The 13,243-nt window shown below is 61.9% G+C and carries 12 protein-coding genes; 5 read left to right on the forward strand and 7 right to left on the reverse strand.

Features of this window, described 5'->3' with window-relative positions; genetic code table 11:
- The first annotated feature begins 5 nt into the window (after nt 1–5).
- Nucleotides 6–1,172, forward strand: coding sequence for a UDP-galactopyranose mutase (locus tag PMI03_RS00285; RefSeq protein ID WP_007688735.1), 1,167 nt, complete (start codon nt 6–8; stop codon nt 1,170–1,172).
- Between the two features lie 40 nt (nt 1,173–1,212).
- Here PMI03_RS00285 and PMI03_RS00290 read toward each other — a convergent pair whose 3' ends face one another.
- The 4 genes from PMI03_RS00290 to PMI03_RS00305 all read right to left on the reverse strand — a co-directional run bounded on the left by PMI03_RS00290 (nt 1,213) and on the right by PMI03_RS00305 (nt 5,497).
- Entirely contained in the window at nt 1,213–2,730 is a 1,518-nt protein-coding gene (locus tag PMI03_RS00290) for a tripartite tricarboxylate transporter permease (RefSeq protein ID WP_007688736.1), read from the reverse strand.
- A 9-nt stretch (nt 2,731–2,739) separates the two neighbouring features.
- A complete protein-coding gene (locus tag PMI03_RS00295) occupies nt 2,740–3,231 on the reverse strand; it encodes a tripartite tricarboxylate transporter TctB family protein (protein ID WP_007688737.1) in 492 nt (163 codons plus the stop codon).
- Nucleotides 3,228–4,148, reverse strand: a complete 921-nt coding sequence (locus PMI03_RS00300; RefSeq protein WP_409033793.1) for a Bug family tripartite tricarboxylate transporter substrate binding protein — start codon at nt 4,146–4,148, stop codon at nt 3,228–3,230. The genes PMI03_RS00295 and PMI03_RS00300 overlap by 4 nt, the downstream gene beginning before the upstream one ends.
- Before the next feature lie 281 nt (nt 4,149–4,429).
- The gene (locus tag PMI03_RS00305) at nt 4,430–5,497 is read right to left on the reverse strand and encodes an ABC transporter substrate-binding protein (protein ID WP_037221460.1); all 1,068 of its coding nucleotides are present in this window, start codon (nt 5,495–5,497) and stop codon (nt 4,430–4,432) included.
- Between the two features lie 182 nt (nt 5,498–5,679).
- On the opposite strand from PMI03_RS00305, the gene PMI03_RS00310 reads away from it, so the two are divergent.
- Together PMI03_RS00310 and PMI03_RS00315 are read left to right on the forward strand one after the other, a co-directional pair.
- Nucleotides 5,680–6,354 carry a response regulator transcription factor gene (locus PMI03_RS00310; protein ID WP_007688743.1) on the forward strand — a complete coding sequence of 225 codons (675 nt, stop codon included), beginning with the start codon at nt 5,680–5,682 and terminating at the stop codon, nt 6,352–6,354.
- Nucleotides 6,351–7,742 (forward strand): sensor histidine kinase, encoded by a 1,392-nt coding sequence (locus PMI03_RS00315; protein WP_007688745.1) that lies wholly within the window; start codon nt 6,351–6,353, stop codon nt 7,740–7,742. The genes PMI03_RS00310 and PMI03_RS00315 overlap by 4 nt, the downstream gene beginning before the upstream one ends.
- A 138-nt stretch (nt 7,743–7,880) precedes the next feature.
- Here the strand turns inward: PMI03_RS00315 and PMI03_RS00320 are convergent, their stop codons facing one another.
- Nucleotides 7,881–9,413, reverse strand: coding sequence for an aldehyde dehydrogenase family protein (locus PMI03_RS00320; RefSeq protein ID WP_007688747.1), 1,533 nt, complete (start codon nt 9,411–9,413; stop codon nt 7,881–7,883).
- 119 nt (nt 9,414–9,532) lie between these two features.
- Nucleotides 9,533–10,816: an FAD-binding oxidoreductase gene (locus PMI03_RS00325; protein ID WP_007688749.1), complete on the reverse strand. Its 1,284-nt coding sequence runs from the start codon at nt 10,814–10,816 to the stop codon at nt 9,533–9,535.
- A gap of 272 nt (nt 10,817–11,088) precedes the next feature.
- On the opposite strand from PMI03_RS00325, the gene PMI03_RS00330 reads away from it, so the two are divergent.
- Both PMI03_RS00330 and PMI03_RS31400 read left to right on the forward strand, forming a co-directional pair.
- Nucleotides 11,089–11,979, forward strand: coding sequence for a LysR family transcriptional regulator (locus tag PMI03_RS00330; RefSeq protein WP_309574311.1), 891 nt, complete (start codon nt 11,089–11,091; stop codon nt 11,977–11,979).
- Between the two features lie 157 nt (nt 11,980–12,136).
- A complete protein-coding gene (locus PMI03_RS31400) occupies nt 12,137–12,313 on the forward strand; it encodes a hypothetical protein (protein WP_007688753.1) in 177 nt (58 codons plus the stop codon).
- Nucleotides 12,314–12,402: 89 nt separating this feature from the next.
- Here PMI03_RS31400 and PMI03_RS00335 read toward each other — a convergent pair whose 3' ends face one another.
- The gene (locus PMI03_RS00335) at nt 12,403–13,224 is read right to left on the reverse strand and encodes an ABC transporter permease (protein WP_049783261.1); all 822 of its coding nucleotides are present in this window, start codon (nt 13,222–13,224) and stop codon (nt 12,403–12,405) included.
- Nucleotides 13,225–13,243 lie beyond the last annotated feature (19 nt).

The following is a 13,243-nucleotide window of genomic DNA, read 5'->3' on the forward strand; positions in this document are numbered from 1 at the left end:
CGGGAATGCCGCGGATCAAGAAAATTGCCGTGGTCGGTGCCGGGCTTTCCGGCGCGGTCATCGGTCGTGAACTCGCCATGGTGGGTCACGAGATCGACGTCTTCGATACGCGCAACCATATTGCCGGGAATTGCCACACCGAGCGTGACCCGGCGACCGGTGTCATGGTGCATGTCTACGGCCCGCATATTTTCCACACGGACGACAGGGAAGTCTGGGAGTATGTGAACCTCTTTCAGACGTTCATGCCCTACAAGAACCGCGTCAAGACGACGAGTTCGGGCCAAGTCTATTCCCTGCCCATCAATCTTCACACGATCAATCAGTTTTTCGGCAAGACGCTCAGACCGGACGAAGCGCGTGCTTTCATCGAGGAGCGTGCCGACAAAAGCATAACGGATCCGAAGACCTTCGAGGAGCAGGCGCTGCGCTTCGTCGGTAATGACCTCTATGAAGCGTTCCTCAAGGGATATACCCAGAAGCAATGGGGTTGCGCGCCGACCGATCTTCCGGCCTCCATCCTGAAACGGCTTCCGGTCCGCTTCAACTACGACGACAACTATTTCTTCCATAAATACCAGGGCATGCCGGAGAACGGCTATACCGACATGGTTGGGCGAATTCTCGACCACACGAATATAGAAGTCCACTTGGAAACCAGGTTTCACAGCGGTCTAGCCAAGGACTTCGATCACATATTCTATTCCGGTCCCCTCGACGGCTATTTCGACTATGAATATGGCCGTTTGGGATATCGCACGCTGGATTTCGAGCGTTTTACCCATGACGGTGACTACCAGGGGTGCGCAGTCATGAACTATGGCGATGTCTCCGTGCCCTATACGCGCGTGACGGAGCATAAGCATTTCTCCCCGTGGGAAGACCATGCCGGCTCGGTCTGCTATCGCGAGTTCTCCAGGGCCTGCGAACCCGGCGATGTTCCCTACTATCCGATCCGCCTGATGGAGGAAAAGGAACAGCTCGCGCACTATGTCACGCGAGCCCTCCAGGAGACCGCGGTCACCTTTGTCGGCCGGCTCGGAACATACCGCTATCTCGATATGGACGTCACGATCCGCGAGGCGCTGGACACCGCCCGGCTTTATCTATCCGTCAGCGCCGATCACACGCCGATGCCGGCATTCCTGCATCCGCCGCTCCAGACGCTTTAACGAGCGTCCGGAACAGCCGCATTGGACACAACGGGGAAACTCAATCCTCGTTGGCGGCCAGCTTCGACAGAGTCTCACCGCGTCCGCGAGCCCTCAGGATCAACGGCACGATCAGCGCCGCCGCGGCGATCAGCAGCAGTACCGCCGAGATCGGCGAGGTAAACAGCACCGTGACATCGCCCTGGCTGATCGCAAGAGCGCGCCGAAGCTGCTGTTCCGCCAGCGGCCCGAGGATCAGACCCACCACGACCGGTGCGATCGGATAACCGAAAATCCGCATGACATAGCCGAGAACGCCGAAGGCGAGCAGCATGCCGAGTTCGTAAACCGACGGATTGGCGCCGATCGTTCCGAGCGTGGCAAACAGGAGGATGCCCGCATAAAGCCATGGCTTCGGAATGGTGAGGAGCTTCACCCACAGCCCGACCAGCGGCAGGTTGAGGACCAGCAGCATGAAATTGGCGATGAGCAGGCTGGCGATCAGGCCCCAGACGAGCTGCGGGTTGGTGACAAACAGCAGCGGGCCGGGCTGCAGGCCGTATTGCTGGAAGCCGGCAAGCATGATCGCAGCTGTCGCCGTCGTCGGCAGGCCGAGGGTCAGAAGTGGAACGAGCGTTCCAGCGGCCGATGCATTGTTGGCCGCTTCCGGACCCGCGACGCCTTCGATCGCGCCCTTGCCGAATTCTTCCGGATATTTGGTCAGGCGTTTTTCGGCTGCATAGGACAGGAAGGTGCCGATTTCGGCGCCGCCCGCCGGCATGGCGCCGATCGGGAAGCCGATCAGCGTTCCGCGCAGCCAGGCCTTCCAAGACCGCGCCCAATCCTGGGCCGTCATCCAGACAGATCCTTTGACCGCCTCGATCTTGTCGGGTCCGCGATTGCCCTGCGCGGCGATGTAGAGGGATTCACCGATGGCGAACATGGCAACGGCAAGCGTCGTCACCTCGATGCCGTCAAGCAGATCCGGAACGCCGAAGCTCATGCGCGCCTGGCCGGTGAGCTGGTCGATGCCGATGATGGCAAGCGCAAAGCCGATGAACAATGATGTCAGGCCGCGCAAGGTGGAATCACCGAAGGCCGATGAAACCGTCACGAAAGCCAGCACCATCAGCGCGAAATATTCGCGCGGACCGAAGACCAGCGCCAGCTTGACGATGATCGGCGCTATGAAGGCGAGCCCCAGCGTGGCGATCAGGCCGGCAACGAAGGAGCCGATAGCGGCGGTGGCGAGTGCCGGTCCGCCGCGACCCGCCCGCGCCATCTTGTTGCCCTCGAGCGCGGTCACGATCGAGGCGCTTTCGCCGGGTGTGTTGAGCAGGATGGAGGTCGTCGAGCCGCCATACATGCCGCCATAATAGATCCCGGCAAACATGATCAGCGAGCCCGCCGGATCGAGCTTGTAGGTCACCGGCAGGAGCAATGCCACAGTCAGCGCCGGTCCGATGCCGGGAAGCACGCCGACAGCCGTTCCGAGCGTGACGCCGATCAGGGCGTAAAGCAGGTTCATCGGCTGGGCCGCGATCATCAGGCCCTGCAACAGAAAATCAAATGTGCTCACGTTAGGGCCTCACCAAAATAGATGTTCGAGCGGACCGGCTGGAAGCGACAGCTGCAACAGCCCGGAAAAGATCAACCAGACCCCGAGACAGAGCGCGATGCCGAGCGGGATCGATATCCAGAGCTTGCGCTTGCCGAAGGCGGCTGCAGTCGCCGCAAAGAGCAGACCGGTCGCGATCGAAAAGCCCAGCGGTTTCAACAGCAGCATCTGGGCGGCAAGACCGCCGACGATCCAGACCACAGGCGCAACTTCCTGACGTTCGCGCACGGGAAAGTCTGCGCGTAGCGCTGCAAGGACGGTCCAGGCGGACAAGAACAGCAGCCCGCCGGCGATCACGAAAGGAATGGTCGCGGGGCCGATGCCTGAATAGCTCGCAATTTTCGCCAGCCGCGAACTGTCCCAGAAGATCAGGCCGGCAAGGGCAGCGAGAAAGGCGGCGATGACAAGCGCCGCCCGATCCGGGCGGCGTGTCTGTGTGGTAGGGGAATTGCCCGTGGTCATTGGACGAGCCCGATGTCCTTGAGGACGCCTTCGGTCGCGGAAATATCCTTGGCGAGCTGTTCCTTGAAGGCGTCGCCGGCGAGATAGGTATCCTCCCAGCCCTTCGTCTTCAGAAGCTCCTGCCAGCCGGCGGACTTGGCAAGCTTTTCGACGTCGGACGACACGGCGGCCTTCTGCTCGTCGCTCAAGCCGGGTGCTGCCGCAATCATGCGCCAGTTTTCGACCACGACGTCGAGGCCGCTTTCCTTGATCGTCGGCGCATCGATACCGTCAAGACGCTCGCCGCTCGACACGGCGAGGAGACGCAGCGCACCGGACTTCACCTGGGATTCAAATTCGCCGTAACCGGAAATCCCCGCCGTCACCTGGCTGCCGAGGATGGCGGCCAGCGCTTCGCCGCCGCCGGAAAAGGCGATGTAGTTGATCTTGGTCGGATCGACACCCGCCGCCTTTGCAATGAGGCCGACCGCGATATGGTCGGTGCCGCCGGCCGAACCGCCGGCCCAGGACACCGAACCTGGATCCTTCTTCAGTGCCTCGACAAGATCGCCCATGGTTTTCAGCGGCGAGGCGGCCGGAATGACGATGGCTTCATATTCGCCGGTCAGGCGTGCGATCGGTGTCACGTCCTTGAGCGACACCGGCGATTTGTTGGTCAGGATGGCGCCGACCATGACATAGCCGCCGACAATCAGGGCATTCGGATTGCCGCTCGCCTGGCTGGCGAACTGCGCCAGACCGATGGTGCCGCCGGCACCCGGCACGTTCTGCACCTGGACATTGCGGGAGATGCCTTCCTGCTGCATCACCGACTGGATGGAGCGGGCGGTCTGGTCCCAGCCGCCGCCGGGATTGGCCGGTGCCATGATGGTGTAGTCCGCCGCGAAAGCCGGCAGCGCAAGGGCGCCGGCAAGCATGGAAGCCAGAAAAAACTGTTTCAAGATTAGTCCTCCGTCGGGCGCGCTCTCTTGGAGATCGGCGCGATGTTTATCCTCTTTGCGGACGGGGATTGGCTTCATCGATTAAGCGGCGCCAGGACGTCAATGACCTGCTTGCGCCGGATCCAGATGAAATACTCCTCCCATACGCTTCGATCATTCGCCTCCACGAATGATGAAGAGCCGCAAGCCATCACAGGAAGCTGACATCTAGCTGACATCGGCCGGTGTCATGTCGCACGAACATTGCCTGGCCGGAGCTATTGCAGACGCAAGGCTTCGTTCCAGCGGGCAATCAGCCGCGCTCGCTTGACCTGGTCGAGATAGACCATCAGGCCGGGGCTGACCGGCACTGGGCGCAATTGGCCGCCCAGCATTTCGCGCATGGTATTGGCGGTGTTGGCGCCGGCGACATCCGGACTTACCGCCGGGATCTGAAGCTCGCGGGCCATGATCGTCTGGCCTTCCTTGGACATGAAAAACGCCAGATAGCGCTTTCCGAGATCCGGGGAGGCGGCCGCCTGCGGCACGAGCCCGATACGCGACATGACGACGGTATAGTCCCGTGGCAGAACGATGCCGACATCGGGGTAACGTGAGGCCCAATTGGCGGCGTAGGAGCCGAGGATGTTATAGCCGAGCGTAAAGCGGCCGTCGGATACGCGCTCGAGAATGGCCGTGCTGGTCGAATAGACTTTCACGCCTGCCGCCCCCATGGCCTGGATGACCGACCAGATGTCGCCGAATTGCTCCTGGTCGCGCGCCATGAACAGAAAGCCGACACCCGATCGCTCGATATCATAGGTGCCGATCCGGCCACGGACCTCGTTTCCGTGCCGCTTCAGGTAGTCGACGAGTTCCGCACGCGTCGAGGGCGGTTTCTCCTGGGTGAAGCTCGGCTTGTGGTAGACGAAGACCGCGGGCTCAAAGGTCAGGGCATAGGCCGTGTTGCGCCAGTTCGCCCATTCCGGCCAGCGGCCGCTCATCGGCAGATCGCTGCGCTGGGCGTATCCGTCATTGCTGAGCTTGACCTGAAGATCCATCGCCGAGGAGAAGGCGAAATCCGCCGTCCTGCCGCCGGCGTCGGTTTCCTTGACGATCCGGTCGTAGATCTCCCCCGTCAGCATATCCTCGTAGCGGACGGCGACATCGGGGTTGGCCGCCTGAAACCCCCTGATCATCGGCGTCGCCAGCGGCTCGTCCAGCGAGGAGTAGACGATGACCTCAGGCGCCTTCTCATTCCCCGAGAGCGCCGGAAAGACAACAGGCTCCGCTGCAGCAAGGCTCGCATTGAGGCAGATGGTAAGGAGGACAAAAAGAGGCCGCATGGGGTGATATTGCCGCAGCGGCAGATCGTTCACAAGCGCATGCCCACCGGTCTGAGCTCCGCTTGTCGTTTCAGGTGAGGAAAAGTACCGTAACACCTTGGATTGCTGCCTGGCGTTTTCCCAAATCGATTCCGGTCCAAGGCGGAATGCGCTAGAATGCGGGCTGGGGGAGAATAGTCATTTTGCGCATATTGCTGGTTGAGGACAACAAGGCACTTTCTGAAGGGCTTTTCGCGATCCTGCGCGGGACCGGCTATGCCGTGGATGTAGTGGGCGACGGCGCTTCTGCGAATGCAGCGGCTGCCGCCGAAACCTTCGATCTCGTTATCCTCGATCTCAACCTGCCGGAGATGGACGGGCTCGATGTGCTCCGGGCCATGCGCGCGCGCCAGAACAAGGCGGCCGTACTCATTCTGACGGCGCGGGGTACGCAGGAAGAGAAGGTGCGCGGCCTCGATCTGGGTGCTGACGACTACATGATCAAGCCCTTCGACATCAGCGAATTCGAGGCGCGCGTTCGCGTGCTCCTGCGCCGGCAAGCGGGGCTTCGCGCATCGCTCGTTGCCTATGGCAACGTCTCTCTCGACCTCAATTCACGCACCTTCTCGGCCAATGGCGTTCCCATCGATATTCCGGCCCGCGAACTTGGCCTTCTCGAAACCCTGTTCATGCGCGCCGGCAGGGTCGTCGCCAAGGAGGCGATCATCCAGTCGCTTGCCGCCTTCGACGACGATCTGAGCGCCAATGCCATCGAGCAATATGTCAGCCGGTTGCGCAAGCGTCTCGCGCCGCACGGATTGACGGTCAGGACGGCCCGCGGCATCGGCTATTATCTCGACAAGCTGGCGGACGGATGAGGGCACAGTCCGCCTATTCCCTGCGCCGCAGGCTGCTTGCCTGGCTTCTGATCGCGACCGTCGTCATCGGCGTCGTTGCGCTGGCCGACACCTATCGGGAGGCGCTGACAACCGCAAACACCGTTTCGGACCGCGTTCTCGCCGGCTCGGCGCTTGCTATCGCTGAACGCGTCGTCGTCGCTGAAGACGGCACGCTGGAAGTGGATATTCCCTATGTCGCGCTGGAAATGCTAACATCGGCGGCCCAGGACCGCGTCTTCTACCGCGTGGACGGTCCGCCCGGCCGGTTCATCACCGGCTATCAGAACTTGCCATCGATTGCCGACATGAAGGGACAGGCGGCGGTCTACGCTGATCACATGTTCGGCGGCGAACCGATCCGGCTTGCCGTGCTCGAGCGTTCGGCGTCGACGGGCATCAATTCGGTTCCGTTCACGGTGACCGTCGCCGAAACGACGATCGGCCGCACGCAGCTGACGCAGGCCATTCTGCTCCGCTCAGCCTTGCGCCTTCTGATCCTCATTCTCGGTGCCGCCATTATCGTCTGGATCGCCGTCACCGTATCGCTTCGGCCGCTCTATCGCCTCGGGGATGCCATTGCGGAGCGCAGCCCCGACGATCTCCATCCGATCCGGCAATCCGCGCCGAGCGAGGTCGAGGGGTTGGTGGAGACGGTCAATTCCTTCATGGTGCGGCTGCAATCGGCGCTTGATGCATTGCGCCATTTCACCGGAAATGCCGGCCACCAGCTGCGCACGCCCCTTGCCATTATCCGTACCCAGCTTGCGCTGTCGGCGCGCGCGACGTCGCTCGACGAGGCGCGGGAGGCCGCGCGCAAGGGTGATGAGGCCGTTGCCCATGCGGAACGCATCCTGGCGCAACTGCTGCTCATGGCGAAAGTCGAAGCGGCCGCTTCGAAAGAGCCGCAATCGCAGACGACCCTCGATCTTGTGTCGTTTGCACAGCGGATCACCGGCGACCATGTTCCCGGCGCCGGCGAAGCCGGCATCGATCTCGGCTTTGAGGGTGAGGGGAGCGCTCTCATTCGGGCCGAGCCGCTTCTGATCGGCGAGCTTCTGCGTAATCTTATCGAGAACGCGATCGCCTATGCCGGACGCGGGACGGAGGTGACTGTGCGCGTGGAGGCAAAGGGAGAGGTGGTCTGTCTGGACGTGGAAGACAATGGCCCAGGTATCCCACTGGACAAACGACAAAGCGTGCGACAGCGATTTGCCCGCGGGGGAGGCGGGCAGGCGCCCGGAATGGGCCTGGGGCTGCCGATCGTCGAGGAGATCGCCGGCCTGTTCGGCGGCTCGCTGACGCTTGGCGAGGGAGCCGGCGGAAAGGGGCTGAAAGCCTCAGTTATCTTCCCCGGCAAATCGGACTGACGGGGAGTCCGCCTGATCGCGCACTGTTGCCGGGCAGACCGAAGAAGCTTTCGCCGGGAACCAGTCCGACAAGCACTTCGTTCTGGGAGCTGCGGACGGGGCGGACTATCGCCCCATCCATTGGTTCGGTTAGCTCTTTTACTCGACGTCGAACTTGACGCCTTGTGCGAGCGGAAGGGTGCGGCCGTAATTGATGGTGTTGGTGGCGCGGCGCATATAGGCCTTCCAGGCGTCTGAACCGGATTCGCGGCCGCCGCCGGTCTCCTTTTCACCGCCGAAGGCTCCACCGATCTCGGCGCCCGATGGGCCGAGATTGACGTTGGCGATGCCGCAATCCGAACCGCGTGCCGAAACGAAGGCTTCCGCCTCGCGCATGTCATTGGTGAAGATCGATGACGACAGGCCCTGCGGCACAGCATTGTGCAGCGCCAGTACCGCGTCGAAATCGCTGTACTTCATCACATAGAGGATCGGCGCGAAGGTCTCGTTCTCGACCGGGCCGGTCTGCGCCGGCATCTCGACCAGCGCCGGACGGACGTAGAAGGCATCGGCAGACCCGTTTTCGACACGCTCGCCGCCGGTCACCTTGCCGCCGGCCGATTTCGCTTCGCCAAGAGCGGCCTGCATCCGGTCGAAAGCCTGCTTGTCGATCAGCGGGCCGACCAGCGTACCCTGTTCCAGCGGATTGCCGATGGTGACGGAGCCGTAAGCCTTCTGCAGACGCGGCACGAGCTGATCGTAGACGCTCTCATGCACGAAGAGACGGCGCAGCGTCGTGCAGCGCTGGCCGGCGGTGCCCATGGCGGAGAAGGCGACGCCGCGCAGCGTCAGATCGAGATCGGCCGTCGGGCTGACGATCGCGGCATTGTTGCCGCCGAGCTCGAGAATCGCGCGGGCGAAGCGGCTGGCAAGCCGAGGACCGACGGCGCGGCCCATGGCCGTCGAGCCGGTGGCGGAGACCAGCGGAACCTTGGGGTGGTCGACCAGGATTTCACCGAGATCGCGACCACCGATAATGAGCGTCGAGAGATTGGCCGGGGCGTCGCCGCCCTCGGCGACAAAGCGCTTCAGGGCCTTTTCGAACAGAGCCTGTGTGGCAAGCGCCGTCAGCGGCGTCTTTTCCGAGGGCTTCCAGATCGTCGAATTGCCGCAGACCATGGCGAGTGCCGCATTCCATGACCAGACGGCGACCGGGAAGTTGAAGGCGGAGATGATGCCGATCGGGCCGAGCGGATGCCAGGTCTCCATCATCCGGTGTTCGGAGCGTTCGGTGGCAATCGTCAGGCCGTAAAGCTGCCGCGACAAGCCCACAGCGAAATCGCAGATGTCGATCATTTCCTGCACTTCGCCCAGACCTTCGGAGGTGATCTTGCCAACCTCGATGGAGACGAGACGGCCAAGCGCCGCCTTGCCGGCGCGCAGCTCTTCGCCGAGCAGACGAACCAGCTCGCCGCGCTTCGGCGCCGGCACATTACGCCAGGCGAGGAAGGCGTCCTGCGCCTTGTCGATCGCAGCCTTGGCATCGGCCGCCGAATCTTCCCTCAACCGGCCGATTTCGGCGCCGGTTACCGGCGAGGTCACGGCAAGCGTTCCGCCCGTATAACGATCGGCGGCAACGCCAAGGTCGGTCAGGATTTTCGAGACTTCTGAGGCGAGATCTAGTGTGGACATGGTCGTTATCGTCTTTCTGATGGAAGCGTGTTCGGTGATATCTGGTGACTGTCGGCGTAGGACGGAAGAGTTGTCTAACCTGATCTTCGTCCGCGCCCGGCTTTCTTTAAATGGTCTCGCTAGAAGCGGTCGCTGGTCAGATGCGCGAGCTGAGCTCCGGCCTCGTAGTAGAGTTCTTTGGCGGCACGGAAGCTTGCGTCCTTGGGCTCGGTCAGCGGCAGGGGAAGCTCGGCTTCGCTGATATCGCCGAGGATATGGCGGGCGATGGTCTTGCCAAACACCGTGCCCGGCGCAATGCCCCGGCCATTATAGCCGGAAAAGCCGATGACGTTCTCCGCGAATTTATGGAAACGGGGGACGGCATCGTCGGTCATGCCGATCTTGCCGTACCATTCGTTTTCAAAGGCGATGTCACCGAGATGCGGAAACAGCTTCTTCAACGACCGCCGCGCCCAGCTCCTGTGAACCGCAAGGCCGGTGTTGCGCAGCGCGCCGATGCTGCCGATCACAAGACGTCCGGCCTGGTCCATGCGGAAGGACGACAGGATTTCCTTCGTATCCCAGCAGCCTTCGCGGCCAGGCAGGATCGATTTCCGCACATTGTCGCCGAGCGGCACGGTGGCGAAATTGAAATAGGGCAGATGCACCTGCTCGGTACGCACATGCTCCCAGGGGCCAGTGGAATAGGCGTCGGTCGCAACGACGATCCACTTGGCGGAGACGGAGCCATGCGCCGTACTCACCTTCCATCCGTCGCCCTGGCGTTCGGTGGCGATGACGGCGCTGCCGGTAAAGATTTTCGTGCCCGCACGGATGGCGGCGTGCGCCAGGCCGCGCGCATAGGCAAGCGGCTGGATCGTGCCGGCGCGCGGATCGAACAACGATCCGGCATAGGCAGCGCTGCCGACGCGACGGGCAGTCTCTTCGGCAGACAGCAGTTGCACCGGGGCGCCACGGGCGGTCCATTGGCGATGCCGCTCCTGCAATTCTTTCAGGCCATCGGCGCCGACGGCCAGATGCAGTGTGCCGTTCTTTTCGATTTCGCAGGGGATTTCATATCTCTCGACAATCTCGCGCACCAGAAGCGGCGCGCCGCCAAGCAGATCGAGCGTCCGCTCGCCGTGGACCGGTCCTAGCACGCCGGGAATATCGTCCGGCATTACCCACATGCCGCCATTGATCAGGCCGACATTGCGGCCAGCACCACCAAAGCCGATCTCGACCGCCTCCAGAACCACCGCCGACTGACCGGCTTCAGTGAGATGCAGGGCTGCCGAGAGGCCAGTGTAACCGCCACCGACGACAACGACATCGGCGGTGAGATCGCCGGCAAGCGCTGGTGTCACAGGGCCGGCGGGCGCGGTCTTTTCCCAAAGGCCGTGGGAGCGGGGATTATTCAGCATCGATCCTGTCCATCAATACGAAAATATCGGGCAATGCCTGTGCGGCAAACTGGAACCGGCATCCTGAGAGACGCCTGGCCCGGCCGCAGCCTGTGTCTGAAGATGAAAGCAGTAGCCTGCATTGGACTATCTCGCAACGGTTGGTCAGATCGAAGGGGACGACGTTTGTGGAGATATGGCGACATCATTCCGATTTTTCCGCTTCTTCCCCTTTACGGCGCGGTTTTCGGGGAAGAAATTGATATTTCTTCAAGAGTTAATTCCGTATGGGAATGAACATGATCACGCCGCGACGATTTCTGCCCTCCTTGTCCCTGCTGTCCGCTTTCGAGGCAGCGGCACGCACCGGCAGTGTTACCGTTACGGCAAGAGAACTGGATCTGACCCAGAGCGCCGTCAGCCGCCAGATCAAGGCGCTGGAAGAGCAGCTTGGCGTGGAGCTGTTCGTGCGGGAGCGGCAGACCATCCGCCTGACGCTTGCCGGCGACAGCTATGCCCGCGAAATCCGCGAGGCATTGCGGCGGATCTCCTCGGCGTCGCTCGACTTGCGCGCCAACCCGAACGGCGGGACGTTGAACGTGGCGATCCTGCCGACCTTCGGGACACGTTGGCTTGCCCCGAGGCTCGGCGATTTCCTTGCGACCAATCCGGGCATCACCATAAATCTGGTCACCCGTTTGTCACCATTCGATTTTCGGCTGGATTCGATCGACGCGGCCATCCATTTCGGCCATCCGCATTGGCCGGGCGCCGAACTTGCATTCCTGATGTCGGAGCGGACTATGCCGGCCTGCAGCCCCGATTTCCTCGCCCGCCACCGACTGGTGGAGCCCGCCGATTTCCTGCAGGTGCCGCTGCTGCATCTGACAACCCGGCCGGATGCCTGGGAAAAATGGCTGGCCGCGAACGGCGCCCCTGCCTCCGGTGTGCGGGGCATGTTGTTCGATCAGTTTGCAACCGCCGCTCAGGCCGCCATCTCTGGCCTTGGCGTCGCCTTGCTGCCGACATTTCTCATCCAGGAGGAACTCAAGCGCGGGGAGCTGGTGGCGGCCTCGCCCAACGAACTGGAAAGCGACGAGCGCTATTATCTTGCCTGTCCGTTCGAGCGCCTGGCATACCCGCCGCTTGTCCGTTTTCGCGAGTGGATTGTGAATCAGCGTTGAAGGATCACACTGTCCCTGTGGAGAAGTCGAGGGTGCCTGCAAATTGAGGAATCTCTAATCGATTAAAATAAATTCAATCGTTTAAACCCTTTAATGCTATGATTTACAAAGAATTTCTTTCGTGCCATCCAAAGAGCCTCACACCAAGGAGGTCCTGATGCAAGAGCGTGAAGCCGTGCGGAACGAGATACCCTTACACGTCGTTGATCGTCTCGAAAGCGAGTGGCGGTCGGTGCAGGTCGAGCGCTCGTCGCTTGGACGCGCGCCGAAGACCGACACGGTCGACAGGGCTGCCACGATGCCGGTCGGCAATCTTGGAACAGCGAATAGCTGACACTGACAGCCCCGTTTCCTCGTCGCATTCCTTGATCCTGTCGCTTACGGCAAGTCCGCTGGATATCCGCGAGCGACAGAGCCGGATGACTATCCGCGCCAGTTCAGGAAGCGCCGTTCGATCTGGCCGATGACGAAGTTCACGATCAGGCCCATCATCGACAAGATGGCGACGCCGGTGAACAGCTTTTCAAGATCATAAAGCGAGCCCGCTTCGAGGATATAGGCGCCGACGCCGAACTGCGCGCCGAGCATTTCTGCGGCAACCAGCAGGATAATCGCGATCGAGATCGAGACGCGAAGACCGGAAAGAATGGCCGGGAAAGCGCCCGGCAGGACGATTTTCCGGACGATCGACCACCAGCTCAAGCCGAAGCTCTGGCCCATGCGGATCAGCGAACGGTCGACATTGTCGACCGCGCCGTAGGTGGCAACGACCGTGGGCGTGAATGTCCCGAAGGCGATCAGCGCGTATTTCGAGGTTTCGTCGATCCCGAACCAAATGACGAACAGGGGCAGCAGGGCGATCTTCGGGATCGGAAACAACGCCGCCACAAGCGGTACGAGACCAGCGCGGACATGGCTGAAAAGGCCGATGCAAACGCCGATCGAGATGCCGGCAGTGATACCGAGGGTGGCGCCGACGAAAAGCCGCTGTAGCGACGGCAGCAGATGCTGCCAGAGCAGCCCGGTCCGCCAGAGCTGGAGGAAGGTCTCGAGAACCGCCGACGGTCGCGGCAGCGTCAGGTTAGAGACAATGCCGGTGCGAGTGCCGATTTCGGCAAGTGCGATCAGGATGACGAAAACGGCGATCGCCATGCCGCGAACCGGCGTCGGGGCAAAGCCGCCGCCGCGAAAGTCGACAGCGCGAACCGGCGCTGCATTCGTTCCCGCGTTGTCATCATCGGCCATGTCTGACGATGTTGAAAAT

It is taken from the genome of Rhizobium sp. AP16 (assembly GCF_000281735.1).
Taxonomy (GTDB): domain Bacteria; phylum Pseudomonadota; class Alphaproteobacteria; order Rhizobiales; family Rhizobiaceae; genus Rhizobium; species Rhizobium rhizogenes.